This is a genomic window from Thermocrispum municipale DSM 44069, assembly GCF_000427825.1.
Taxonomy (GTDB): Bacteria; Actinomycetota; Actinomycetes; order Mycobacteriales; family Pseudonocardiaceae; genus Thermocrispum; species Thermocrispum municipale.
The window spans coordinates 287,292-312,085 of record NZ_KE386593.1 but is presented as its reverse complement, the minus strand read 5'-3'; the positions used below and the strand labels follow the sequence as shown (position 1 = coordinate 312,085).

The 24,794-nt window shown below is 69.5% G+C and carries 26 protein-coding genes; 18 read left to right on the top strand and 8 right to left on the bottom strand.

Translation table 11 applies throughout. The features are described 5' to 3' along the window. Window positions 1–49 precede the first annotated feature (49 nt). The 6 genes from YWM_RS0116905 to mobF all read left to right on the top strand — a co-directional run bounded on the left by YWM_RS0116905 (window position 50) and on the right by mobF (window position 8,518). Window positions 50–421: a helix-turn-helix domain-containing protein gene (locus tag YWM_RS0116905; protein ID WP_052345038.1), complete on the top strand. Its 372-nt coding sequence runs from the start codon at window positions 50–52 to the stop codon at window positions 419–421. Further along, window positions 418–2,208: a type IV secretory system conjugative DNA transfer family protein gene (locus YWM_RS25355; protein ID WP_052345036.1), complete on the top strand. Its 1,791-nt coding sequence runs from the start codon at window positions 418–420 to the stop codon at window positions 2,206–2,208. Before YWM_RS0116905 ends, YWM_RS25355 begins: the two co-directional genes overlap by 4 nt. Then, entirely contained in the window at window positions 2,205–2,858 is a 654-nt protein-coding gene (locus tag YWM_RS24215) for a hypothetical protein (RefSeq protein ID WP_052345034.1), read from the top strand. Before YWM_RS25355 ends, YWM_RS24215 begins: the two co-directional genes overlap by 4 nt. Then, window positions 2,855–3,142: a diguanylate cyclase domain-containing protein gene (locus YWM_RS0116890; protein ID WP_028851690.1), complete on the top strand. Its 288-nt coding sequence runs from the start codon at window positions 2,855–2,857 to the stop codon at window positions 3,140–3,142. The genes YWM_RS24215 and YWM_RS0116890 overlap by 4 nt, the downstream gene beginning before the upstream one ends. Continuing rightward, window positions 3,139–3,963, top strand: a complete 825-nt coding sequence (locus YWM_RS0116885) for a hypothetical protein (RefSeq protein ID WP_156914818.1) — start codon at window positions 3,139–3,141, stop codon at window positions 3,961–3,963. Before YWM_RS0116890 ends, YWM_RS0116885 begins: the two co-directional genes overlap by 4 nt. 175 nt (window positions 3,964–4,138) lie before the next feature. Beyond that, on the top strand, window positions 4,139–8,518 hold the full coding sequence (gene mobF / locus YWM_RS0116875; RefSeq protein ID WP_028851687.1) for a MobF family relaxase: 4,380 nt from the start codon (window positions 4,139–4,141) through the stop codon (window positions 8,516–8,518). Between the two features lie 11 nt (window positions 8,519–8,529). Here the strand turns inward: mobF and YWM_RS0116870 are convergent, their stop codons facing one another. After that, window positions 8,530–8,934: a hypothetical protein gene (locus YWM_RS0116870; RefSeq protein WP_028851686.1), complete on the bottom strand. Its 405-nt coding sequence runs from the start codon at window positions 8,932–8,934 to the stop codon at window positions 8,530–8,532. 374 nt (window positions 8,935–9,308) lie between these two features. Between YWM_RS0116870 and YWM_RS0116865 the strand changes: the two genes are divergently transcribed. From YWM_RS0116865 to YWM_RS27205, 3 genes are read left to right on the top strand one after another with little or no spacing between them, the layout of a single operon-like run. Next, the gene (locus tag YWM_RS0116865; RefSeq protein WP_028851685.1) at window positions 9,309–9,491 is read left to right on the top strand and encodes a hypothetical protein; all 183 of its coding nucleotides are present in this window, start codon (window positions 9,309–9,311) and stop codon (window positions 9,489–9,491) included. Between the two features lie 59 nt (window positions 9,492–9,550). Continuing rightward, a complete protein-coding gene (locus tag YWM_RS0116860; RefSeq protein WP_028851684.1) occupies window positions 9,551–9,742 on the top strand; it encodes a hypothetical protein in 192 nt (63 codons plus the stop codon). Window positions 9,743–9,749: 7 nt separating this feature from the next. Further along, the gene (locus YWM_RS27205; RefSeq protein ID WP_425426572.1) at window positions 9,750–10,259 is read left to right on the top strand and encodes a DUF4411 family protein; all 510 of its coding nucleotides are present in this window, start codon (window positions 9,750–9,752) and stop codon (window positions 10,257–10,259) included. Window positions 10,260–10,553: 294 nt separating this feature from the next. Here the strand turns inward: YWM_RS27205 and YWM_RS0116850 are convergent, their stop codons facing one another. Next, window positions 10,554–11,951, bottom strand: coding sequence for an MFS transporter (locus YWM_RS0116850; RefSeq protein WP_052345032.1), 1,398 nt, complete (start codon window positions 11,949–11,951; stop codon window positions 10,554–10,556). Window positions 11,952–12,060: 109 nt separating this feature from the next. On the opposite strand from YWM_RS0116850, the gene YWM_RS0116845 reads away from it, so the two are divergent. Beyond that, a complete protein-coding gene (locus YWM_RS0116845) occupies window positions 12,061–12,669 on the top strand; it encodes a TetR/AcrR family transcriptional regulator (RefSeq protein ID WP_028851682.1) in 609 nt (202 codons plus the stop codon). Here YWM_RS0116845 and YWM_RS0116840 read toward each other — a convergent pair. Beyond that, window positions 12,658–13,554, bottom strand: coding sequence for an AraC family transcriptional regulator (locus YWM_RS0116840; RefSeq protein WP_043661792.1), 897 nt, complete (start codon window positions 13,552–13,554; stop codon window positions 12,658–12,660). The genes YWM_RS0116845 and YWM_RS0116840 overlap by 12 nt on opposite strands. 83 nt (window positions 13,555–13,637) lie before the next feature. Between YWM_RS0116840 and YWM_RS0116835 the strand changes: the two genes are divergently transcribed. The 3 genes from YWM_RS0116835 to YWM_RS0116825 all read left to right on the top strand — a co-directional run bounded on the left by YWM_RS0116835 (window position 13,638) and on the right by YWM_RS0116825 (window position 16,029). Then, entirely contained in the window at window positions 13,638–14,531 is an 894-nt protein-coding gene (locus YWM_RS0116835) for an MBL fold metallo-hydrolase (RefSeq protein WP_028851680.1), read from the top strand. A gap of 45 nt (window positions 14,532–14,576) precedes the next feature. Continuing rightward, window positions 14,577–15,095, top strand: coding sequence for a hypothetical protein (locus YWM_RS0116830; protein ID WP_028851679.1), 519 nt, complete (start codon window positions 14,577–14,579; stop codon window positions 15,093–15,095). 169 nt (window positions 15,096–15,264) lie between these two features. Beyond that, complete coding sequence (locus YWM_RS0116825) at window positions 15,265–16,029, top strand: putative protein N(5)-glutamine methyltransferase (RefSeq protein WP_028851678.1); 765 nt, start codon at window positions 15,265–15,267, stop codon at window positions 16,027–16,029. On the opposite strand, the gene YWM_RS0116820 is transcribed toward YWM_RS0116825, so the two are convergent. Together YWM_RS0116820 and YWM_RS0116815 are read right to left on the bottom strand one after the other, a co-directional pair. Beyond that, a complete protein-coding gene (locus YWM_RS0116820; protein ID WP_028851677.1) occupies window positions 16,015–16,425 on the bottom strand; it encodes a PaaI family thioesterase in 411 nt (136 codons plus the stop codon). The genes YWM_RS0116825 and YWM_RS0116820 overlap by 15 nt on opposite strands. Before the next feature lie 43 nt (window positions 16,426–16,468). Beyond that, the gene (locus YWM_RS0116815; protein WP_028851676.1) at window positions 16,469–17,068 is read right to left on the bottom strand and encodes a TetR/AcrR family transcriptional regulator; all 600 of its coding nucleotides are present in this window, start codon (window positions 17,066–17,068) and stop codon (window positions 16,469–16,471) included. A gap of 79 nt (window positions 17,069–17,147) precedes the next feature. On the opposite strand from YWM_RS0116815, the gene YWM_RS0116810 reads away from it, so the two are divergent. From YWM_RS0116810 to YWM_RS0116800, 3 genes are all read left to right on the top strand, one after another. Then, window positions 17,148–18,674, top strand: coding sequence for an AMP-binding protein (locus tag YWM_RS0116810; protein WP_028851675.1), 1,527 nt, complete (start codon window positions 17,148–17,150; stop codon window positions 18,672–18,674). A gap of 92 nt (window positions 18,675–18,766) precedes the next feature. Beyond that, the gene (locus YWM_RS0116805) at window positions 18,767–19,741 is read left to right on the top strand and encodes an alpha/beta hydrolase (protein ID WP_169721007.1); all 975 of its coding nucleotides are present in this window, start codon (window positions 18,767–18,769) and stop codon (window positions 19,739–19,741) included. A gap of 129 nt (window positions 19,742–19,870) precedes the next feature. Then, window positions 19,871–20,647, top strand: a complete 777-nt coding sequence (locus YWM_RS0116800; protein WP_028851673.1) for a crotonase/enoyl-CoA hydratase family protein — start codon at window positions 19,871–19,873, stop codon at window positions 20,645–20,647. 40 nt (window positions 20,648–20,687) lie between these two features. Here YWM_RS0116800 and YWM_RS0116795 read toward each other — a convergent pair whose 3' ends face one another. After that, window positions 20,688–21,275, bottom strand: coding sequence for a peroxiredoxin-like family protein (locus YWM_RS0116795; protein WP_084612480.1), 588 nt, complete (start codon window positions 21,273–21,275; stop codon window positions 20,688–20,690). Between the two features lie 48 nt (window positions 21,276–21,323). Here YWM_RS0116795 and YWM_RS0116790 point away from each other — a divergent pair, with 48 nt between their 5' ends. Next, a complete protein-coding gene (locus YWM_RS0116790) occupies window positions 21,324–21,788 on the top strand; it encodes a MarR family winged helix-turn-helix transcriptional regulator (protein ID WP_028851671.1) in 465 nt (154 codons plus the stop codon). A 68-nt stretch (window positions 21,789–21,856) separates the two neighbouring features. Here YWM_RS0116790 and YWM_RS0116785 read toward each other — a convergent pair whose 3' ends face one another. Together YWM_RS0116785 and YWM_RS0116780 are read right to left on the bottom strand one after the other, a co-directional pair. Further along, window positions 21,857–22,486, bottom strand: coding sequence for a TetR/AcrR family transcriptional regulator (locus tag YWM_RS0116785; RefSeq protein ID WP_028851670.1), 630 nt, complete (start codon window positions 22,484–22,486; stop codon window positions 21,857–21,859). Between the two features lie 43 nt (window positions 22,487–22,529). Next, on the bottom strand, window positions 22,530–23,459 hold the full coding sequence (locus YWM_RS0116780) for an NAD-dependent epimerase/dehydratase family protein (RefSeq protein WP_028851669.1): 930 nt from the start codon (window positions 23,457–23,459) through the stop codon (window positions 22,530–22,532). Window positions 23,460–23,967: 508 nt separating this feature from the next. Between YWM_RS0116780 and YWM_RS0116775 the strand changes: the two genes are divergently transcribed. After that, a complete protein-coding gene (locus YWM_RS0116775) occupies window positions 23,968–24,711 on the top strand; it encodes a hypothetical protein (RefSeq protein WP_156914817.1) in 744 nt (247 codons plus the stop codon). Window positions 24,712–24,794: the final 83 nt, after the last annotated feature.

The window sequence follows — 24,794 nt, the reverse complement described above, 5'->3', positions numbered from 1 at the left end:
TAAGGGCTGCATCCCTTGGCGCGCAACAGATTGCGGAGTGGAGTCCCAGATGCGTACCAACATCACCGAACCGGCCGAAGTGGACGCCGAGCGCTCGGCTCGCGTCGGAGGCCGGCAGACCCGCGAGATCATGCGTGACGCCGCGCTGCGGAACGCGATCCGGAAGCGTGCCGAGGGAGTGCCGACCTACACGGTGCCCGAGGCGGCCGCGCTGCTGAGCATCTCGCAGGAGTACCTCTACCGGCTAATCCAGGCCGACTCGTTCCCGGCCGTCCGTATGCGGATCGGTCGCGCGCAGGGCCGGTACGTCGTGCCCGCGAAGGTGGTCGAGCGGCTACTCGACGATGCCGCGGCCGCGGCGAACAGCCTCGACCTCGCCGAGTGGACCGAGCGGGCCGCGCTGTCCGGGGGTGCGGCATGAACACCTCCCGGAACAAGAAGTCGCGCGTTGTGCGCAAGACCGTGCTCGTCGGTCTCGGCGTTGCCGGGCTCGGCTGGTTGATGCACCGGATGCCAGCGGAGACGCCGGGCCGGGTGTACTGGCCCTGGCTGATGATCGTGGGCGTCCTGCTGGTCGTCGGTCCGCTGCTTGCCGTCGCGCGTCGCCGCACCGGCTCGGCAGGCACGGTGAACCGCTGGTCGCGCCGCGTTCGCCGGAACGACGGCGTCGCGTCACAGTGGACGATCCTGCGTGTCGCATCCGGCCTGGCGGTGCGCCGAAAGGCCGCCGTGCTGCGGCCGAGCGTGCGTGACCTGCCGTGGTGGCAGCGGCTGCGCGTGCCGATCCGCGAGCTCGCGACCCCACTCGCCCGCGTCGGCCTGTTCCGCATCTGGTCGCCGGTCGAGGACGTGACCCTGCGCATCGGTGGACCGCGCACCGGCAAGACCGGCGAACTCGCGGGCCGCATCCTGGACGCCCCCGGTGCGGTGATCGCCACCAGCACGCGTACCGACCTGCTCGAGCTCACCGGGCCGTGCCGCGCCGAGCGGGGACCGGTCGGGGTGTTCAACCCGAGCGGGCTCGGCGGGATCGACTCGACCGTGACGTTCGACCCGCTGTCGGGTTGCACGGAGCCCGCGACCGCCGCCGCGCGTGCCGCCGACCTGCTGTCCGGGGTATCCGCGCCCGGCAAGGGCGGCGACATGGAGTTCTGGTCGGGGCAGGCCCGGCGCGTGCTCGCGTCGCTGCTGCACGCCGCCGCGCTCGGCGAGGGCTCGATGCGTGACGTGCTGGCGTGGGTTGCCGACCCGGACGGTGCGGCCGCCGAGGTGCAGCGGTTCTTGCGCCGGTCGGCCGAACCGGCGTACGAGCAGGACGCCTTGCAGTTCCTGAACACCAACGAGCGGACCCGCTCGTCGATCTGCGCGACGATCATGCCCGCGCTCGGCTGGCTCACCGACTCGACGGCCGCAGCGGCCGCGACAGGTGGCACGTTCGACGTCGAGGAGCTGATCGAGCGCCGCGGCACCGTCTACATGCTCGGCGCCGAGGACTCGCAGGTCGCGCCGCTGGTGACCGCGCTAACTGGCCACATCGCCCGCGAGGCGCGCAGGCTCGCCGCGCACATGCCCGGCGGCCGGTTGGACCCGCCCTTGACCCTCGCGCTCGACGAGGCCGCGCTGATCTGCCCGGTCCCGCTGGACAACTGGACCTCCGACATGGGCGGCCGGGGCGTGACCATCCACATCGCCGCGCAGTCGCGCTCGCAGCTAAAGCAGCGTTGGGGCGACACCGGCGTCGGGACGATCCTGAACAACGCCGCGACGCTGATGATCTTCGGCGCCACGCGCGACCCGGACGACCTCGCCGCGTACTCCTCGCTGACCGGCGAGCGGTACGAGGAGGTGCCGACCTGGGATGAGGACGGCGACCTGCACTCGGTCAGCACGCACCGCGTGCCCGTCCTGACGCCCGCGCAGATCGCGCAGCTGCCACCCCGCCGGGTGCTGATCATCCGCCGCAACATGCCTGCCGCCGTCGGCCGCGTGCAGATGGCCTGGAAGCGCCGGGACGTCCGCGCACTGGCGCGCGCCCGCCGGTGGGCCGAGCGCCTCGAGCGCTGGCAGCGCACCCGGCACCGCCTGGTCGAGCGCGCCGCCGACCGTCTCGCCGAGGCACACCCGCGGTTCGCATCCCTGCCCGCGCAGGTCCGCGCGGCCCACGCGGCCGTGCGCCGCACCCGCACCGCTGAGGAGGCCACCCGATGAGCCACGACGAGAAGGAGACGTACGCGACCGTCGCAGCGGTGGCCGGGCTCGCCGCCGAGGTCGATGCGCTCCGCCGCCGGATCGAGCCGGTGCACAAGGTGCCCGGTCAACTGGCCAAGTTGGCCGGTCAGGTCGCCACGTTGGCCGAGGAACTCGCCAACCTGCGGAAGAACCCGGACACGCCCGCCGTGCCGTCCTGGCTGCAGGCGCCGAAGGACGCCGAGCACGTCCGGGGCGTGCTGGACGAGCTCGTCGCCTGGATGGACGCGATCTTTCTCCGGTACGCCGACGCGGCCGCCGCCCTCCCGGACTGCTGGGCATGGCACCCCGACGTGATCGAGGAACTGCTCTGGCTGATGGAGGCGTGGCTCGTCGCCTACCAGGGCGAGGCCGCGTCGGCCGCGCTGGTCGGTGACTGGCACGACCGGTACCGGCCCGGCGTGGTCCGGCGGATCAAGGCCAGCGCGGGTAACTGCTCGCTGGAGAACCACACCCCGCCGCGGGCGGCGACCACGGTGCCACTGGCGGACAGCGTTGACCCCATCGTCGCGTGGTGGGCGGGCGACCGTGAGGCCCCGGCCCCGGAGCCCACCGATGAGCAGTTCGCGGCCGCGACGCCGCGCCGTCGCCTGGGTGGTGTCCGGCGATGACCACGGTCCTCACGATCACCCTCGCCATCGCATGGCCCGCCGCCAGCGCCACGGCTCGGTACTGGTGGTGGCGCGCATCGCACGACCGCCTCACCGGCCTGCCGGGTCGTGAGCTGCTCGAGGCTCGAGCCCGCCGCGCCTGCTGGCGTGCCTCCGTCGGTGTGCTGCTGCTCGACCTCGACGGGTTCAAGCAGGTCAACGACACGTTCGGGCACCGGCTCAGCCGCATCGCAGCCGCCACGCCCGCCGGTCGCTTGCGTGACCAGCGAGGGGAGGTCGCGTGATGATGCACCGTCCGTCTCCCACGTCCGGCGAGCGGCCGCAGGCGTCTCGCCGCGCACTCTGGCTACCCGGCCTGCTGGTGGCCGTCGGCGCGGCAGTCGCCACCGCGCACGGCCTGTACGAGGTCGCCCGCGCGGCCGCCGTGCCGTCCGTGATCGCCGCGCTCTACCCGCTGATCACCGACGGCCTCGCCCTGGTGGCCTACGCGGCCACGGCCCGGCTCACTGGCAGTGCTCGGCGCTACGCCTGGGCAGTGGTGGTGCTCGCCGCCGGTCTGTCCGGGCTCGCGCAGGCGAGTTACCTCGCCGAGGGTATGGCGTCCGCGCCGCCCTGGTTGCGGTTCGGGATCGGGGCGTGGCCCGCGCTGGCGGCCGCCATCGTGGCGCACCTGCTCTACCTGATCGCGGCCGACCAGCCACCGGCGGAGCCGAGCACCGGCCGTCCGGACGTCCAGCCGTCCGCGACTGTTCAGCCGTCCGACGCCGTTCAGCGCGAGCCTGTACAGCGTCCTGCTGAACAGCCCGCGCCCGTACAGCCGGAGGCACGTCCGGCAGAGGAGGCCGGGCAGCGTTCAGCGGCGCGTGTTCAGCAGCGACCGGCGTTGCCGTCCGCTCGGCAGGTGGAGTCCCCGGCGCGTGACCGCGCCGACCGTGCCGCCAGGAAGTACGCCGCCCAGCACAGCAGCCTGCCGACCGTCAGCCAGCTCATGTCCCTTGCCGACGTGTCCCGAGGCACCGCAGGAGAAGTGCTCAAGGCCCTGCGCAGCCAGCCCACCCCGCTACACCTCGTCTCTGATCACGACCAGCCCAAGGCGCAGCCATGACCAGCCTCAGCTACCCCGCATCCAGCATCACCAGCACCACTCTCAGCTACCGATCCCAACAGCTTGAGATCAATGAAGGAAGGACACACCTAGGCATCACGATCTTGCGGTCGGTTCCGGTGGCCGCGTTCGCGACCACCGGCCGCCGGTCGCTGAGCTCCGGCCGGTGGTCGGGATGCTGACGATCTCCACGGGACACGGCGCCGACTACCTGATCAACGCCGTCGCTACGGGCCGGGAGAACTACTACACCGGCGCCGTGGCGGCCGGCGAGCCGCCGGGCCGGTGGTATGGCCGGGGCGCCGAGGCGCTCGGGCTGAGCGGGCTGGTCGACGCGCAGGACATGACGGCGCTCTACGAGCACTACGTCGATCCGCGCGACCCGGCGTTTAGGGACCCGTCCAAGTGGGCCGAGGCGTCCACTCTCGGCCACACCGGACGGCGCTACCTGACTGAACAGGAGTTGTACGAGGCCGCGCTGAAGGCTGAGCCGGACGCCTCACCGGAGCGTCGCGCCGAGCTCCGGTTGGACGCCGGGAAGCGTGCCCGCCGCAACGTCGCATTCCTGGACGCGACGTTCAGCGTCCAGAAGTCGGTCACCGTCCTGCACACCGCGTTCGAGGCACAGGAGGTCCGCGCCCGGAACGCCGGCGACGAGGAGGCGGCCGCCGCGTGGGCGGCGCACCGCCAGGCCGTCGAGGACGCCATCTGGGCAGGGAACCGTGCGGCTATCGACTACCTTGCCGAGCACGCCGGGTACTCGCGCGTCGGTCACCACGGCGGCGCCGCCGGCCGCTACACCGACGCGCACGACTGGACCGTCGCAAGTTTCTTCCAGCACGACAACCGCGACCACGACCCGCAGTTGCACATCCACAACGCGATCTTGAATCGCGTTCAGGGCGAGGACGGGCAGTGGCGCACGCTGGACTCACGCGCGATCCACAAGTTCCGCGGCGCGGCCGCCGCGGTCGGCGAGCGCACGATGGAGGAGCATCTCACCCGCGCGCTCGGCGTGCGGTTCGCGACCAGGCCGGACGGCAAGGCGCGCGAAGTCGTCGGCGTGCCGCCCGAGGTCATGGAGCTGTTCAGCTCGCGACGCCGCGCGATCACCAAGCGGACGCGGGAACTGGTCGCCGCGTTCGAGACGAAGTTCGGCCGCGAGCCGAACTCGCTGGAGCTGGACCGGCTGCAGCGCCAGGCGACGTTCGCCACCCGCCGCGCCAAGAGCCACGACGGCGAGACCGTCGAGCAGCGCCTCGAACGGTGGGACCGCGAGCTACGCGCCGAGGTGGCTGACGGCCTGGCGGGCGTCGCTCGCTGCGTGCTGGAGTTGGCCGGCCAAGAGCCGGCCGCCGCGGAGTGGTCGCCGCGTGCGGTGATCGAGACTGCGCTCGCGGACGTCCAGTCGCGCAAGGCCGCCTGGACGCGGCCGGACCTCACGCGCGCGATCAGCGACGCACTGCCGGATCACGTCGGCGTTGCCGACGGCGCACAGATGGCGCGCCTGCTCGACACGCTCACCGACACCGCGCTCGAGCTTGCCGTGCCGCTCGACGCCGACCGGCCTGGCGACGCCGACCTTCCGGACGACTTGCGTGTCGCGAATGGACGGTCCGCGTACGAGGCACCCGGCGGACGCTTGTACGCGACGCCGGACCACGTGCGGACCGAGCGCGCGCTTACGTCGAGCACCGTCCAGGGCGGCGCCGCGGCGATGCCGTCGGTACGCGCGGCCGAGTTCCTCGAGCAGCTCGCCGAGGGCGGGATCGAGCTCGGCGCCGACCAGGCCGCCGCCGTACGCGGCGTGCTCACGTCCGGCGCCCGGATCGAGTCCCTCGTTGGACCCGCTGGTACCGGAAAGTCCTTTGTGGTCGGCGCGCTCGCCAAGGCGTGGCAGGACCCGGACCTGTGGGACGGCGAGCGCCGCAAGGTATTCGGCCTGGCGACCAGCCAGATCGCGACCGAGGTGCTCGCTGGGGAAGGGCTGAACGCGCGCAACGTCGCCCGCTGGTTGGCGACCCAGCAGCGCCTTGCCGACGGCCGAGCCGTCGACGAGGACCGGGAGTGGTCGCTACGCGCGGGCGACTTGGTGGTCGTCGACGAGTCCGCGATGACCGACACCGCCGACCTCGCCGCGATTCACGAGCATGTACGGGACGCCGGTGCGAAGTTGCTCCTGGTCGGTGACCACCGGCAGTTGGCGGCCGTCGGCGCGGGCGGCGCGATGGAGATGCTCGCCGAGACCGGCGCCAGCTACGAACTCGCCGAGGCACGGCGGTTCACCCACGAGTGGGAGCGCGCCGCGTCGCTGCGCCTGCGTGCCGGAGACGAGACCGTGCTCGGCGAGTACCACAAGAACGGCCGCGTTCTTGACGGCGGCGCTCGCGAGCAGGCCGAGGAGTCGGCCGTGCGCGCCTGGCTCGGCGACGTGCTCGCCGGGCGGCGTTCGCTGCTCCTGGTGGACACCAACGAGCAGGCCGCTCGCCTGTCCGCGCAGCTACGCGCCGAGCTGGTCAGGCTCGGCAAGGTCGCCGAGCACGGCGTCGCGCTCGGCAGGCAGGGCACCTACGCCGGCGTCGGCGATCTCGTGCAGGCGCGGTTGAACGGCTGGAACCTCGCCGGTTACCAGGGCAACCGGCGCGGACCGATCAACCGCGAGCAGTACCGAGTCCTCGCCACCGGCGAGGACGGCAGCCTGGTCGTCGCGCCGATCGTGGGCCGCACGCCGAACGGCGAGCAGCTCGGCGACCGGATGACCCTGCCAGCGTCCTACGTGGCCAAACACGTGACGCTCGGCTACGCGACCACCGTGCACGCCGCCCAGGGCCTGACCGTGGACACCAGCCACACCGTCGTCACGCCGCACACCGGCGCCGAGGCGCTGTACGTCGGCATGACCCGCGGCCGCGACAACAACACCGCGCACGTCACCACGCTCGCGGTCCCGGAGGACGCGCCGACCGGCACAGTCGCCGAGGCCGTCCACCGTGACCCGGCCGCCGTCCTGGCGAACGCCCTGGAGGGAGCGGACCCCACCCGTTCCGCTCTCGCCACGGCCACCCAGTCGGCCGAGGAGATGGAGTCGATCCGCACCCCTGCCGAGCTACTCGCCGACGCGGTCGAGCTCGCCACGGCCGGCCGCACGTCGAGGTGGCTCGACGAACTGGTCGACGCCGGTGATCTCACCGCTGACCAGCGTGCCCGGATCGCCGCCGAGGACGGCGGCGCCACGCTGTCCCGCATTCTCCGGCGAGCCGAGCTCGCCGGGCACGACCCGCGGCAGGTGCTCGCCGACGCGATCACCGAGCGGCCGCTCAGTGGCGCACGCCAGCTGACCAACGTCATCTACCACCGCATCACCAATAGCTACCGCCTTGACCCGACGGGCGACAGCTACGCCGATCGGGTGCCGCAGGTCGGGGACCCCGAGTGGCAGCGGTACCTGAACGGCCTCGCCGAGTCGGCCGACACCCGTCGGCACGAGCTCGGTCAGCAGCTCGCCGAGGAGCCGCCGCCGTGGGCGATCGAGGCTTTCGGCCCGGTGCCGGCGGAGCCGGATGCGATCGTCGAATGGTGCCGCCGAGCCGGTGCGGTCGCGGCACACCGCGAACTGATCGGCTACGACGACGCGACCGAGCCGCTCGGACCGGCACCGAAGCCGGGGCAGGTCGAGGCGTACGCGTCGTGGCTGACCGCGTGGCGTGCGCTCGGTAGGCCTGAGGCGCACCGCGACGAGCTCGAGATGAGCGACGGTCAGCTTCGCGTCCGCGTCCGCGCGGCGGAACGCGAGGCCGCATGGGCACCGCCGTACGTCGCTGACGAGTTGGCCGGCACGATTCAGGCCGCCGAGAAGCACCGTCGCGCCGCGACGCTGCGCGCGGCCGAGGCAGCGGCGGCGAGTGACGTCGAGGCGCGGCAGCGGCTGGAGCAGGAAGCCGCCGAGTCGGTCGCATTGGCCGAGACGCTCGAGGCCCGCGCCGAGGAGCTACGCGCCGTCGACCAGGCGCGCGGCGAATGGCTCGCGCACACCGCGGCCACCCGTGCGGCGGCCGACCGGGCGCTCGCCGAGCTCACTGCCCGGCACGCCGACGAGGACCCGGCAGCCGAGGAGACGGTCACCGCCGAGGAGTGGCTCGCCGCGCACCGCGAGGCGGACGCGGCCGAGGACCCGCACCGCGAGATCACCGCCGAGCACGAGCTCGACGACGTGGCCCGCGAGCGCGCCGCCGACGTCGAGGCGGTCACCGGCGAGCCCGACATCGACGAGGCACCCGAGACGAACGTGCCCGACATTCGCGAGGTCACGGCCGAAGAGGAGTCGACCGAGGTCACCGAAGGCGTGCGCGTGCCGACGGCGGACGAGACCGCCGAGGCAGTGCAGTGCGCGCAGCGGGCACTCGCCGAGATCGCCCAGCGCGCAGCGGCGGACGCAGCCCGCGAGGCCGAGGAGGCCCGAGCCGCGCAACTCGCCCGGTGGCACGCCGAGGATGTGGCTGCCGAGGAAGCCGCAGAACGCGCCGACGCGCTCGAGTTCGACTCGGCAGGTGCGTGATGACCGCGCGACTAAGGCCGGACGTCCGGCCGCAAGAGGGGAGCGGGACCGGTGCGGCGCCACGCCCACCGGAAGGTGGCGCACACCGCCTCGCTCCAGCCGGGCCGGGCGTCCAGCCAGGACGGCCGGGGACGCTGCATGTCCAGCCGCTCGGCGGCCGCGTACTCGGCCTGGATCAGCTCCGGATACGCCTTGCCGGCTCGTTGACTGACCGGCGCACGCGCCGTCTCACGATGGCCGTCGGGCCAGTCGACGACAGCAGCGGCGAGCCAACGGCAGGTCATGGCGACGCCTGCGGCGTACCAGTCACGCTCGGCGAGACGTTCGGCGTCGGCCCACACGTGGGCGAACTCGTCCGCCGGAACCCGCACGTTCTGACGCGGGAGCCGGGCGACGGCCGCCGCGGTGACCTGCATGGAATCGAGGGTGACACGCCGGACCGACAGTTTCTAGAGCTTGCGCTCGCGACTGCCGGTTCCAGCGGTGACAGGTCTGCGCTCAAGGCCGCGCGGGCCAAGGGAATAGGTGGAGCCGCCTCCGGCGGCGCGGTCCCGCCGGCCCCTGAGCTTGGCACGGCCGACTCACCGTCAAGGGTACGGCCGAAAACTATTGGCCCGTCCTTCGGACCGCTGCGCTCGGTCCAAAACTTTTCGGCCTCAAGGCCCCTTGACGGCGAGCCTCCACAGCCGTGCAGCGGCGCTCATGCGGTGGCGGGGGAGCCCGCCACCCACGGAGACGGGGCCGGCCGGACCGCCGGTCTCTCACACCGTCCACATCGGAGGTGACCGGAATGGCCGAGAAGAACGAAGTGAGCGCGAAAGACCGGCAGCAGGCCCGGAACGCCTTGACGCGCGGGCAGCGCAGCGAGCCGGGCGTCGACGCGAAGTTGAAGACCTGGCGCTGCAAGGACCAGGCCGAGCTGTGGACACGGCAAGACCTGCGGGCCGACCGTCGGCCGGCCGCCGAGCAGTGAGGAGCACGGGAATGAACGTGTGGGCTGAGCAAGCGTTGGCCGAGCAGGCCGAGTAGTCGGTGCGGGTTCGTCTGGCGCGAGCGCTGCACGAGTTGGCCAAGGCCGAGGCGGCCGCCTTGCAGTACGCGTCCTGGTTCCGGCCGGGCGCGGAGCGGCGGACCGGAGGCGACGACGACGCGGTGATCGACGACCCCGAGTACGGCGCGGCGAGGACTGACCGAAGTCACCAGCAACCGGACGAAGGGAGGTGAACGCCATGTGCCCCGAGGGCTGCTACAAGCACTACGACAAGGCCACCGGCAAGTGGGTGTGCTGCAAGTGCGGAATGTAGCGACGCTGGGGCGGGGCCAGGAGCTAGCTGGCCCCGCCCTGCTGCACTGTAGACACGTGCCCAGGCACTCATACGGCCGGACTTGCCACGAGATTCTTGCTGGCGAGGGCGATCTTGTTGACTGGGCAAAACGGTTGCCAGGGTCTTTCTGGTTCGACGATAGCGCGGAGTCGGTGCAGCACATGACTGATCTTGTGATGTGGGCACGCGAGGACGGCCGCCCGTACACTGACGCAGCCGTTGAAGAGTTCCTCCGGTCGGCGGACCTGCGACTCATCGCACTCGCAAAGGCTATTGGTGCTGCGGTTGCACCTCGTGAAGTTGCAGCGCCCCGATCGACGAAGAAGGTTAAGATCCCCGACGCTTGCCAGGCCATTGGGGTCACGTGCGTCACGCCCTTTCAGGCTTACCGGGCCGCTGGCATGTGCTTGTCGTAGTGCGGGGCGGCGTATACCTGGGTGCTGAAATGGGACCCACGGTGGGTGCGAAACGCAGTAATCCGGATACATGACAGCCAGTCCAGGCAGCGGAGTGAACACGCTGACCTGCGGTATGCGGCCGAGCTGATCGACTACGGCGCATTTGCAAGGCAGAGGTCAGGGGTTCGATTCCCCTCGGCTCCACCACACTGACCAGCGGAAACGCGGGTCATCAACTTCGTCGGGCGGCCTTTTGACCGCCGCCATGTATGCAGGTCCTCGGTGCCAACGACTCTCGTCGGCTCGTAATCCTCACCGTTCCCGAGCGCCTCGCGGGAGCAGCGTTGCGGCTGCCGCGGCGACGAGCAGTATCGCAGCGGTGACCAGAAAAGCGGTGCGGTAGTCGAAGCCCTCCGGCCCACCCGACGCGACCGTGACGAGCGCGGAGAGGCCGAGCGCTCCTCCGACTTGCTTTGTCGTGTTCATCAGCCCGGAAGCGGCACCGGCCTCGTGTGCGGGGATCCCGGACGTGACGATCGTGGTCAGTGGGGTGTTGAGCACTCCGACGCCGAACGAGAAGACGAGACCGGGGCCGACGATGCCGATCAGATAGCTGCTGTTCGGTGTGATGGTGCTCTGCCACACGAATCCGCCCGCGGCTACGAGCGCGCCCGTGATGACCAGAACTCTGGCCGGCGCGTGGCGCATGAGCCAGGGCGTCATCCACCATCCGACCGCGACCGTGGTCAGGGTGTGCGGTAGGAATCCGAGACCCGTTTGCGCAGCGCCGTACTCCAGGACGTCCTGCATGTAGAAGGTCAGGAAGTACCACATCGGCGCTTGGAAACAGGCTCCAATCAGCAGCATGACCGCGTTGCCCACGGCGACGTTGCGAATCCGGAACAGCCCCAGCGGAAGAAGTGCACGAGTAGATGTCCGGCGTTCTACCAGGATGAACGCCGCGAGAAGGACCACTCCGGCGGCAAGCGGGACGACGGTCGAACCCTTCCAACCATCGAACTCGACGCGGCTGATCGCGTACGTCACCGCGGCCAGGCCGAGTGTGGCCAACACGCCGCCGGGGATGTCGAGCCGACCTCGTCGCTCGGCATCGTCTCGCGCCAGCGCGAGCCAAGCCACCCACATCGCGGCACCACCGATCGGCACGTTGATCAGCAGCGTCGCACGCCAGGACAGGTACTCGGTCAGCGCTCCACCGAGCAGATTGCCGACCGCGCCGCCTGCCACGCTGACCGCGGTCCACGCAGCTAGTGCCCGGGTGCGCCGCGGTCCTTCGTCGAACGTCGTGGTCAGGAGGGTCAGCGTGGTCGGAGCGAGGATCGCGGCACCGAATCCTTGGCCGAAGCGTGCGGCGATCAGCCAAACCAGATTCGTCGCCGAACCCCCGGTGAGGCTGGCCAGGACGAATACCACCAGGCCGGCCAGGAAGACCGACCGTTGTCCGTAGACGTCGGCCAGGCGACCGCCCAACAGCAGAAACCCGCCGAACGACAGCAGGTAGGCGACCGAGACCCACTGCACGCTCTCCGGGGTGACGGTCAGGTCGGTGTGGATGGCAGGCAAGGCGACATTGATGACGGACACGTCCAGCACGACCATCAGCTGGGCCGCACAGGCCAAGGCCAAGATCAACGTCGGTGCCCCGGAGCGCTCCGGGTGAACCGGCTGCTCGCGGGTCGAACGGCCCATGCTTGCTCCTGGCGGATCTCCGTCGCCCGGCGGTCGCGGGCGGCGATTGTGATACACCTGTATCAGATACACTTGTATCATAAACGAGGAGCCTGCACGGGAGGTGCCGGTGCCGAAGACGGTGGACCACGAGGTGCGTCGCGCTCAGCTCGCCGATGCCGTAGTGCGGGTTGCCGCCCGCGACGGCCTGCATGCCGTGACGATGCGGTCGGTGGCGGCCGAAGCGGACGTCTCCCTGCGGCAGGTGCAGTACTACTTCCGGAGCAAAGCCGAGCTCCTGCACGGGACGCTGCGTCACCTGGAACAGCAAAGCCGGGAACGGTGGTCGGCTCGCTTGGCCGAGCTGCCGCGCCCATACTCGGGCCGCGCTGTGGTGGAGGCCTTCCTGGCCGAGGCCTTGCCCAGTGACGAGGTCAGCCGGGCATTCCACCTGCTGGGGGCGTCGTACGCCGTCTTGGCCATGACCGATCCGGACCTCGCCGAGCAGCCTTTCGTCGCAGGATTGAACCACCTCGAGTCCCAGTTGGCCGACGCCCTGCGCGCGGCTCAGGCCGAAGGGGACCTCCCTGTCGAGCTGGACGTTTCACGTGAAGCGGCCCGGTTGATCGCGATCAACCACGGCATCGGTACATCAGTACTGGTCGGGCAGCGCACCGCGGAGGAAGCGGAGGCCGTACTGCGATACCACGTCGACCGCCTCTTCGGATCATCCGGCTGACGCGTGAGCGTCTTCTTGTGCGCGATAACGGCCAGGCGTCACACCGAACTGGCGCTTGAAGGCATGTGAGAACGCGAACGGTGAGCCGTACCCGACTTGTCGGGCGATGGCCGGCAGGGGTTGATCCGTCGTCCGGAGCAATTGCGCCGCGATCGTCATTCGCCACCAGGTCAAATACGCCATCGGTGGGTGCCCGGTGAGAGCGGTGAATCGCCGGGCCAACGTGGCGCGGGAGAGTCCGACCTGAGCGGCCAGGTCCTCGACCCGCCAGGGCGCGGCCGGTTCGGCGTGCAGTGCTTCCAGTGCGGCGGCGACTTCTCGATCGCGCAGCGCCCGGGGCCACCCGGCCCGGTCGTTCTCCGCAAGCCACGCACGGACGAAGTAGGTCAGCAGCAGGTCGAGCAGACCGCTGATCACGGCTTCCCGCCCTGGTCGCTCGCCGGTCACCTCGGTGGCGAGCAAGTCGATGGCCGAACGCAGCTCGCGATGGTGCCCGACCCTGGCAGGCAGGTGGACGATGTCGGGCAGCTCCGCGAGGACGGGATGCATGCGCGTACGGTCCACCCGGTACTTGCCGCACAGCACGTCGACCTGGCCGTCCGGATCGTCCTTGATCGAGGTGTCGAACGGAACCGCGTGGTTCGCGCGCGGCGAATCGGACAAGATGTGTGCGCTTCCCCGCGGCAGCAGCACCACATCACCGCTCGCCAGAGGGATCGCCTCGCCGCGCTCCGGGATGACCCAGCCCGTGCCGCGCACCAGCACGTGGAAGCCGGCGCCGTCGTACGGGTCGAACCGGTAGCACCACGGCGACCTCACGCGCAGCCGATTGGACGACGGCCGCCCGGTGCGCATCGCGGCGATCGCGTCACTCAGCACGTCCACAGGCTCATAGTACGAGACGATCACATATGAATATGAGCTCTTCAGGTATTGGAACGCTCAAGAATGCGCCATAGCGTGGACGTGTGGACAGTTTCAAACTCGGTGACGTCGAAGTGACGAAGGTGGTCGAGTGGCAGGGCGAATTCGCGCCCGCGCGAGTGGCCATCCCGGACAGCACACCGGAGATCTGGCGCGACAACGCCTCGTGGCTCGTCCCGGACCACTGGCATCCGGACAGCGACGGCTGCCTCGCCGCCATCCAGACCTGGGTGCTGCGCAGCGAGGGCAAGACCATCCTCATCGACACCGGCGTCGGTAACGACCGCGAGCGGCCGCACATGCCGTTGTTCGATCACCTGCACACGGACTTCCTGGACCGGCTCGCTCAGGCAGGCGTCCGACCGGAGGACGTGGACATCGTCGTCAACACCCACATCCACAACGACCACGTCGGCTGGAACACTCGGTCCGGCAACGGCGAGTGGATCCCGACGTTCCCGAACGCCACGTACCTGATCCCGCGCCCCGACCAGGTGTACTTCGACCCGCGCAATGCGCATCGTCGTCCCGTGCCGCAGCTGCGGCGGGAAGGCAGCAACCTCATGTACGCCGACAGCGTCGCGCCGGTACTCGGGCGTGCCGTGCTGTGGGAGGACAGCTACCGCATCGACGGCAACCTCAGCCTGGAGCCTGCGCCCGGCCACACACCCGGTTCGTCGGTCGTTCGCCTCGAGTCCGGTCAGGACCGCGCCGTCTTCGTCGGCGATGTTCTGCACAGCCCGGTGCAAATCCTCGAACCGCACTACAACAGCTGCTTCTGCGAGCATCCGCAGCAGGCTGCGGAAACACGTCAGCGCCTGTTGGAACGCGCCGCTGACAACAAGGAGCTGGTCGTTCCCGCGCACTTCGCTGGCCCAGGGGCGGTGGAGATCCGGCGCGACGGGAGCCGGTTCGCGATCAGTCGTTGGGTGCCGTGACGCGACAACGCGTAACGCACGGAGCTGGGTGGCGACTACTCGGCGATGAGAACGATCCTGTTCGTGCCGGTGTTGCTGGTCGTCCTCGTGTTGGCCGCGTGCACCACGTCGCCGCCACCGCAAGAACCGACCAAGCAAGCTACGAGCGCGCCCACCACCACGCCCGCTGCGCCGACGACGACCACCGCGAAACCGACGAAGACGGCGACAGGCTCAGCCGAGGCGTCGATGGTGGAGCCGGTGAAGCAAACGCCCGAACAGCCCCGGTACTCGTGTGAGCCCGACGCTCCCGCGAAGTTCGACGACCCGAACAGCCCGCACATCATCACCAACAAGGACTGCCCGGAGATCAACGCGGCCAAGGAGCGCTCTCACCGGGAGTACGTGAACTGCCTGGCGAACGGCAGAACATGGGACATCGACCGGCAACGGTGCGCCGATTCGCCGCAGACGCAGGAACCTCCGAGCTCGGACACCCGCGACGTCAACGGCGAAACGAAGGCCGAGTACTGCGCGCGGATCGGGTACACCGGCGACCGGTTGAAGGATTGCCCGGCCGGGTAGGTGCCGCGGGGTCGGGTAGCTGCCGCCGGCGCGGGTAGTCCCCGTGGGTCCGGGTAACCGTCGGCCGGGTAGTCGCCGTGGGCGGCCAACTGGTGCACGTCCGGCCAACTCCTGTCGGGCGGCCTGCCCTGGATCTACCATCGCCACGTGACCCAGCGAGCGGCCCGCGATGCCTGACATCACCGAGCGACTGCGCGCCGCGGGCTGCGTGTTCGCCGAGGAAGAGGCGCACATCCTGCACGAGTCGGCCGCCGGCCCCCAGGAGCTGGAGGCCATGGTCGCCCGCCGGGTGGCCGGTGAACCGTTGGAGCACGTCGTCGGCTGGGCGCAGTTCTGCGAGCGGCGGATCACCGTGGCACCCGGGGTTTTCGTGCCGCGGCGGCGCACGGAGTTCCTGGTGGCACAAGCGCTCGTCCTGGCGCCGGAATCCGCGGTCATCGTCGACCTGTGCTGCGGGTCCGGTGCCATCGGCGCCGTCCTGGCATACCGCTTGCCGAATGCCGAGGTGCACGCGGCGGACGTCGACTTGACGGCGGTTCGGTGCGCGCGTGTCAACCTCGGCGACCGCGGTCAGGTCTACCAGGGGGACCTGTTCCGGCCGCTGCCGGCAAACCTGCGCGGCAGGGTTCACGTGCTGACGGTCAACGTTCCCTATGTGCCCTCGGACGAACTCGACCTGATGCCGGTCGAGGCGCGTCGGCATGAACCGCGCTTCGCACTGGATGGCGGCAGCGACGGCCTGGACCGGCTCCGCCGGGTGGCCGGGGAAGCGTCGGCGTGGCTGACCGACGGCGGCAGCATGTTGTCCGAAGTCGCCGAACATCAAGCCGCCACAGCTGTCTCGGTCCTCGCCTCCGGCGGCCTGCGAGCCAGATCCGTCACCGACGGAGACTCGACCGTCGTGATCGGAACGCGCCAGTCAGCGCGGAGGTAGAACGGCCTGCGTCTGCGTCACCTGCGCCACTCGCCGCTCCTGCTCGTCGAACAGGTCGGTCTGGGTCACGATGGTCGTCTTACCCACGTGCAGCGGCTTGCTGACCGCCAGCACCGCCGAGTTCTTCACTGCGCGGAACAGATTCGTCTTCGACTCCAGGGTGGCGGTCGAGGCACCCTCGGGCAGGTTCAAGAACGCACAAACCGCGCCAACGGTGTCCGCGAAACCCATCAGCGCGCCGCCGTGCAGGATGCCGCCCAGGGTGCAGTTCTGGTCGTCCCACGCGAGCTTCGCGCGAACCTCGGCCGGTGACGCTTCAGTGATTGCGATGCCCAACTTCGTCGCGAACGGCATGGTCGCCACCAGCTGGGCGAGGTTGTCGGTCGGCAAGCTCATGTGAACGCACATTAGCCTGTCCGTCCGCGTCAAGGTAGATCATTTACGACGATTCGGCGTCGTCCACCGCGGTGAGCAACTCGTGCAGGCGGGCCCGGATGATCTCGTCGGCTCGCTGATCGTTCTCCCGCAGCAGGCCGGTCAGCGCGAGCCCGCGCAGCGTGATCAGCAGCGCTTCGTACGCCATCCGTACCCGCGGGCTGTCCGTGCCCAGCGTCTGACTGAAAACCGTCCACAACTCCTTGCCGAGCTGTCGTTCGGAGGGCGCCAGCGCCGACCGCACCGCAGAATCCGTCCTGGCCGCCATCCACAGTTCCAACCCGGCCAGGAAATTCGACCCCGACATGGCCTTACGCAGCGCCTCGACCATCCCGGGCACGGCGTGCTTGCCCGGCGTCATCTGCTTCGCCGCGGCCTTGATCTGTTCCAGGTGCAGCTCGGCGATGTGCCCGATCGCGGCGACGAACAGCTGCTCTTTCGACCCGAAATGGTGCAGTAACGCCCCGCGGGAGACCCCGGCGTGATCTTGGATGCGCTGCGTCGTGGTGCCTGCGTAGCCGTACTCGACGAGACAGGCGACGGTGGTGTCGAGCAGATGCTTTCTCGTCTGGTCGCGTTGCTGCTGTCTGGTCGTGGGTGGCACGGGACCAGCCTAATCGGTCCGTGGGGAAGCACCGCCACACATATTGACAGTCCAGACGGTCTGTGAAAATGTGCCTGCCATGCGTGGCGTGGATTTGGTGCGACGCGGTGCACGGCGGCACCGCGACAGGATCGCTGTCGTAGCGGGTGAGCAGTCCATGACGTACCGCGAGGTCGACGTCATGGCCAATCGAATTGCCAACGTGCTGGTGGGCATGGGCTACAGCCGTGGCTCCCGCATCGGGCTGTTGCTCAACAACGAGATCTGGTCGTTGCCGATCGACTTCGCGTGTTTGAAGTCGGGTGTGGCGCGGGTGCCGTTGAACTCCCGGCTCTCCCAGGCCGAACAGGCCAAGATGCTGACGGAGACCGGTGTCCGGCTGCTCATTCACGGCGCTGACTTGACCGAACGCGCATTGGCGCTGGCCGATGAGCTCGACGGGTTGACCCTGCTCGGCCTTGGGGAACCGCAGCGCGCACAAGACCGCAATCTGTTCACCGAGGCGGAGCGTGCGCGTCCGACGGACCCACTCGTGCCGGTCGAGCCGGACGACGTCATGCTCGTGCTCTACACGTCGGGCACCACGGGCACACTCAAGGCCGCGCAGCACACGCAAGCCAGCTGGGCGGCGATCGCGCGCAACATCCTCACCAACCTGATCTCGCCCAAGCGCGATGACGCGATGGTGCACGCCGCCTCGCTCATTCACGCCAGTGGGACGTTCGTGTTGCCGTACTGGCTCGCCGGCGCCCGCTCGATCATCCTGCCCGGTTTCGACCCGGAGCAATTCCTGGCCACCATCGAGCGGGAGCGCGCCACCGCCATCAACCTGGTGCCGACCATGCTCGGCATGTTGCTGGCCGGCGACGCGGTGCAGCGCGCCGACACCAGCAGCTTGGACACGATCATCTACGGCGCCAGCCCGATGCCACGTCCGCTGCTGGAACAGGGCATGGCGACGTTCGGCAACAAGTTCGTTCAGTACTACGGACAGACCGAGGCTCCGCTGTGTCAGACGGTGCTCACCAAGGAGGACCACGCCGAAGGCGGTGACCTGCTGGGTTCGTGCGGCTTCCCGTCGGTGGACGCGGAGATCGCGCTCACCGACGAGGACGGCAACCCGGTCGAGCAGGGCGAGATCGGCGAGATCCGGGTGCGCGCGCCGTTCACCATGGCCGGCTACTTCAACGCGGACGAGCTCAACGCCAAGACCATGACCGCCGACGGGTGGGTGCGCACCAGGGACATGGCGCGTGCCGACGAGCGCGGTTACCTGTACCTGGTCGACCGGGCCAGCGACATGATCATCACCGGCGGATACAACGTCTATCCGCGAGAAGTCGAGGATGCCCTGCTCGCGCACCCGTCGGTGGCCGAGTGTGCGGTGGTCGGCGCCCCTGATCCGAAGTGGGTCGAAGCGGTGACGGCCTTCGTCGTCGTCCGTCCCGACGCCACCGTGCACACCGACGAACTGCGGGAATTCGTACGTGGCCGGTTGGCCGGTTACAAGGTGCCGAAAAAAGTCGTGCTGGTGGATTCGATTCCGAAATCCCCGGTCGGAAAGATTCTGCGGCGAAAACTGCGCGATCCATTGTGGGAAAGGTGACAATTTCATTGACACATTCCGCAAAGAAGCGGACTCGGTCACTGGTGCGCCGAGTGGCCACCGGCTTGGCTGTGGTTGCCCTGGGACTGTCCGTGGCTGCACCGGCGGGTGCGGCAGAACCAGCCGGTGGCAAGACGGAATGCCGGGACGTGCGCACGCCGGTGAAATTCACCGGTGGGTCGGGCCACATTGCCGGAACGCTGTGTGTCCCGCCCGGCGCCAAAACGGTGCAGCTGCTGGTGCACGGCTACAGTTACGCGCGCTATTACTGGGATTTCCCGTACGAACCGGAAACGTATTCGTACGCGCGCCGCGCAAACGAAGCCGGATACGCCACGCTGGCCATCGACCGGATCGGCGACGGTGAGTCGACCCACCCGCCGGGCGCCACGCTGACCTGGGACACGGCGGCGCGGACGGTGCAGCAAGTCGTGACAGCGCTGCGCGACGGCAGCCTCGGCCAGTCGTTCGACAAGGTCATCCTGGTGGGGCACAGCTACGGATCGGTGACCAGTTACCTGGTGGCCGGGCGCTACCACGACGTCGACGCGATGATCGTCACCGGCATCGCACACCGGGTGAACCTGGCCGATCTCACCGCCCGGCTGGTCGCCCAGTCGCCGCCTGCGGTGCTCGACCCGAAATTCGCCAAGTCCGGCTACGACCCGCTCTACGTCACGACGCGGAAGGGTGCGCGCGGCCTGTTCTACAACACCGACAACGCGGACCCGAAGGTCATCGAGGTCGACGAGAAGCTCAAGCAGACGGCAGGCGTGTTGGAGATCCCGACCGCGGCGGTGTACCTGCTGAACAACGTGTCGAAGACGACGAATATCCCGGTGTTGACGGTCAACGGTGATGCGGACACGTTCTTCTGCGGCACGTTGGCGGCGGACTGCTCGTCGGACGAAGCACTGGCCGAATTCGAGCGCCCGTTCTACGGACCCAAGGCGAAGGTCGAGGCCATGGTGATTCCCGACGGTGGGCACGACATCAACCTGGAAAAGACGGCGCCGAAGGCCTACGACCGGATGATCGATTTCGCCGATCGGCACGTGGGCAGTTAGGCGGGATTCACTATCACGATTTCGGACCGGGCCTGGCGTCATGATTCCGCCAGGCCCGGTCCTCCGCTGTGTCACCCTGGTTTCGCGCCAATCGTTGAACCGGGGCGTGGACCGGGGAGAGAGGGACGAATGGCAGACCAGTACGAGTCGATCCGGGTGGAGAAGAGCGATCGCGTGACCACCGTCATCCTTGACCGGCCGGAGCGACGCAACGCGGTGGACGGCCCGATGGCCCGCGAGCTGGCCGAGGCCTTCCGCGCGTTCGACGCCGACGACGGTTCGGACGTCGCCGTGTTGTGGGGCGACGGCGGCACGTTCTGCGCGGGCGCCGATCTGAAGGCGATCGGGACCGAGCGCGGCAACACGGTGGCGCAGAGCGGTGACGGCCCGATGGGACCGACTCGCCTGATGCTGAGCAAACCGGTGATCGCGGCCGTGGAGGGTTATGCGGTGGCCGGCGGCCTGGAGCTGGCCCTGTGGTGCGACCTGCGGGTGGCGGCGTCCGACGCGACGTTCGGCGTGTTCTGCCGGCGGTGGGGTGTGCCGCTCATCGACGGCGGGACGGTGCGGTTGCCCAGGCTGATCGGGATGAGCCGGGCGCTGGACATGATCCTCACCGGGCGGCCGGTGGGAGCGACCGAAGCACTGTCGTTCGGCCTGGCCAACCGGGTGGTCGACCCGGGGACGGCCCGGGTAGAGGCCGAGGAGCTGGCGCGCCAGCTCAGTGCCTTCCCGCAAACCTGCATGCGTAACGACCGGTGGTCGGTCTACCAGCAGGAGGGGTTGTCGGAACAGCAGGCGCTGCAGTTCGAAACCAGCATCGGGATCCAGTCGCTGCACACCGACGCGGCCGAGGGCGCTGCCAGGTTCACCGCCGGGCACGGCAGGCACGGCAGCTTCTCCTGAGCGGCGCTGCCACGGGGGTGCTGCCAGCAGAGCGCGCGCCTCATCGCCGGCATGTCGCGGCAAGGCGCAAGAGTTCGTCGACGCTCCACTGGTCGTTGGCGTGCGAACCGTACTTGGCGGCCAGCACCGTGCCGCTCGGCGCGATGAGTAGCTCGGCGGGCATGCCCAAGACGTTGGTGTCCCGAAGGCGCTGCCTGGCCCCACTCCGCAGTTCCCGCAGACCGACGCGCCACGCCTCCGGTTTGATCCACGCGGTCCATGCGCGCGGATCGAGCACCGACCTCATCGAGGACTCCACACCGAACTGGCGATACAGCTGTCGGTCCGGGTCGGCGACCGCATCGAAGGGAAGCGACCCCTGGTGCGGCACCATCGCGTCCACCGATGAGTGAAAGACGACGATCTCCCGTACCCCAGCGGCCACGATCTCGCTGTGTCTGCGCGCCACCGAGTGCAGATGGACGTTGCAGATCGGACAGGCGGCGAAGCGGCGAAAGACCAGGTGGGTGAGCCGGTCCGGGTCGGGAACTCGCAGCCGGTCGGCGCGGATGGTGGTCAGCTCCAGTGCCGGGACGCGTGTACCCGGGGTGCAGCGGGTGCCGGTGCGACTGCGAGATGTCGGGCGCATGGGCCCTCCCAGGGTAGGATGCGCTCAATATTACGGGGAAGATATCATATGAATCACAAAATATCTCGCCGGAGGCAGACGGTAGCGGTCAAACGTGCCCTGCGCGAGCTGGCCAACCAACTGTCGTTGTTCACCCATCGCATGGCGGGCAGAGTCGGGCTCAAGAGCCTCGACGTGGACTGTCTCGACCTCATCAGCAGGACCGGTCCGATCAGCCCCGGTGGCCTCGCCCGCCGCGCCGGCCTGCACCCGGCCACGGTGACCGGCATTCTCGATCGCCTGGAACGCGGTGGGTGGGTGGCCCGGAAGCGGGACGGCAAGGACCGTCGTGGCGTCGTGGTGACCGCGCTGCCGACACGGAACCGGGAGCTTGTCGACGTGCTTGGCGGATTGAATGCAGCGATGGACCAGCTGTGTGCCGACTACACCGCCGACGAGCTCGAATTGATCGCAGGCTTCCTCCGCCGGATGTCCGAGGCAGGACGCGAGGCGACTGCGGCACTGAGTGAGTGAGGGTGCCACGCAATCCGGCCAGGGTTCGCGCCTGGTGCAGCGCGCGTCATCGCGGTTGTGCCGCGCGGTCAGGTGAGCAGCCCGGCCCGGTACAGCTCCCGGACGTGATTGGTGATCCGCGGGCCGAGCGCCCGGAGCGCCTCCATGTCCTCCGACACCAGGGGGCCGGTCAACATCGCGCTGGTCGCTGCCACCACCATCTGGCAGGCGAACCGGCCCTGTTCGGTCTGCACGCCGAACAGGTCCGCGACGGCGTTGACGAACCACGTTTGCTGCGTCAGCCGCGCTTCGATGGCTTCCGGCCCGGCGGCGTGCACTTCCACCAGGAACAGACGCGCGAACGTGGGGTTGGCGGCCAGGCCCTCCAAGTACGACTGGAAGAACACCGCGAACCGCTCCACCGGGTCGGTGCTCGCCCGTTCACTGTCCCCGCTTGCCGTGATGTGGCTGATCAGCAGCTCACCGGCGCGCTGGAACGCGGCCATGAAGCAGTCCAGCTTCGAGCCGAACAGCCGGTAGAAGGTTTCACGGGAAACACCGGCGCGCTTGACGATGTCCTCGACGACGGTGCGCGCGTAGCCCTTCTCGGACATCGCGGCCGCCGCGGCGAGCAGCAGCCGGTCCCGCTGTGACCGCTCGACCTCCTCGCGCGTCAGGCCGTGCCTGCCGTGTGGGAGACGCCCCGGGATCGACGACATGTCGTCACGGTATGGCAGTCGCCCGACGAGTGATCGTCCGGGCTCACCCAGCCGCCACGGTGGCGGCCCACCCCTCACGAGCGCTCGGGTAGTGCGGCGACCAGTTGGCGGCGTCCTTGAACCGTTGGTTGGAGACCCGCTGCGATCTGGTCAGAGCCGCAGTCTTGTTACCGCCCAGGGCCAACAATCTGCCGGGCCCGCGCAGCAGCGGACGCCGTCCGACCGCGGCAATCATGGCGTCGGTGAACTCCCGTGCGGTCAGCGGCTCGTCGTCGCACACGTTGTACGTGCCGGACGGGATCTCCAACGCAGCCACGACGGCGGACGCGGCGTCCTCGAGGTGTATCGCCGCCTGGTAGGCGTTCCGGCCGCCCAGCTGCATCGCGAACCGCAGCCGCGCGAACTTCAGGATCTCCTCGGTGTGGATCGCCCCCCCCGGCCCGTAGAAGTAGCCGAATCGCAGCACGACACCCACGCCGCCCTGCTCGGCGAACCGGCGCGCGTTCTCCTCCGCCGCCACGTTCGGCTCCGAGCTCGGAACCACGTCGAGCTCCGCGGATTCGTCGATCCACTTGTCACCGCTGTCCGGGTACACAAACACGACCGACTCCTGAAGAAGCCGGCCCACGCCCGCCGACCGGGCGGCTTTCGCCACCGCAGCGGAGCCTTCCGTGCGGATTCGGAAGTTCGACTTCCACGCGCCGGGCAAGAAGTAGCGTGACGTCGACGGGATGGCCGTGGCCAGGTTGATCACGGCGTCATGACCCTCGAAGGCGGTAGCGAGCCCGTCCGCGTCGAACAGCGACACCTCGGCCGGCACGGCGCCTTGCCGCTCCACCTGCGCCGCCTTCTCCGCGCTGCGAACCAGCGCCGTGACCTTGTGTCCCTCGGCGACCAGCTTCGGCACCAAGTGCCTGCCGATCGCTCCGGTCCCGCCGGTGAGAAAACCCTCATTCGATGTCCACCTCGTCATCTCCGAGCGTTGTCGACTCTAAGTGCCGCCGCGACGGCACAGCCGGGCTGGGGCGAGGGCCCGCGCAGCGCTGCGGGAGCCCGCCGGGCGCGCGGCGCGCCGGGGAACGGCCCGCCCGCCGGACGCGAGGCACACGCGGACGTCGGATGGTGTCGCCGGGTGCCGCCCACCATGCGCAGGTCCGGTCGTGTTGCTGCGCGCCGGCGCACCATGCGCAGGTCCGGTCGTGTTGCCGCGTGCCGGCGCACCATGCGCAGGTCCGATGGTGATGCCGGGGTGCCGGCTCACCGAACAAAGGTCCGCTGATGTCGCCACGCGCCGCCATGCGACCTCCAGATGGTGTCGCTGCGCGCCGATGCACCATGCAGACTCCTCACCGGGTCACCGCGGGCCGTTGCGATCAACGGTCGGTCTCCGTCGATGAGCGGGCGCCGGCGTCACACTTCCAGGTCAACTCCTCGTGTCGGACGTTTCCACGCCCCTGGCCCTACCGGCAGTATCCGGCGCTGTGAGACCCGAAGCTCGGCGTTCTGCGGACAGCAGCGGCGGTTGGCGCCGCACGCTGGCCCGCGCCTGCGCCGTGCTCGGGGGCACGATCGCCACCTCGGCGGTGGCCTGGGCGATCGCGTCCGGTTCCGCGTCCGCCGACGAGCAGCTGGATCGAACTCCGTTGCGGGTGTCCGATGCGGTCAACGAAGTGGTCGAGGCCGGACGCGACGTCGTGACCGCTGCGGCCAGCCGCACCAACCGCGGCTTGACCGAGGCGCACCAGGCCGTCGAGGAGGAGGTGCGAGCGGCTCAGCAGCCCGTCAAGGTCTCACCGGTCGAGCCGCAGGCACCCCAACCCCGGCAGCAGGCCGATGATCGCCAGCAGGCGAGTGATCGGCAGCCGGATCGTGCCCCACGCACACGTGCCGACCTCAACGACAGTGCCGAGGTCGCGACGACCACGCAGGACGCTTCGGAAGAGGAATCCGACGCGTGGTCGTTACGAACCACATCCGGTTCCGACGGGTCAGCCGGCAGTGCGGACGATGCGCCAGGCGCGCATGACCCCGCGTCCGCACCCGCACCCACCTGTCCGGCGGCCGCCGCGAGCGGCTGCTCGGCCGGATCCTCGCTGATGCCTGCCTTCGTCGGCGTCTTCCCGCAGTCCGCCGTTGCCGACGGCGGCCGGGGACCGGCGGTGACGGTCGCCTTCGTCGGCCGTCCCGTCAGCACGGGCGATCAGCCCGGCACTTCTCCCGACTAGCACGTCTCCGGCCCACGCGTCCGCATCCCGGCATGCCCATGCCGCGGACGGTGGGCCGTTGGCCTGTGCATGTCACTTCCCGT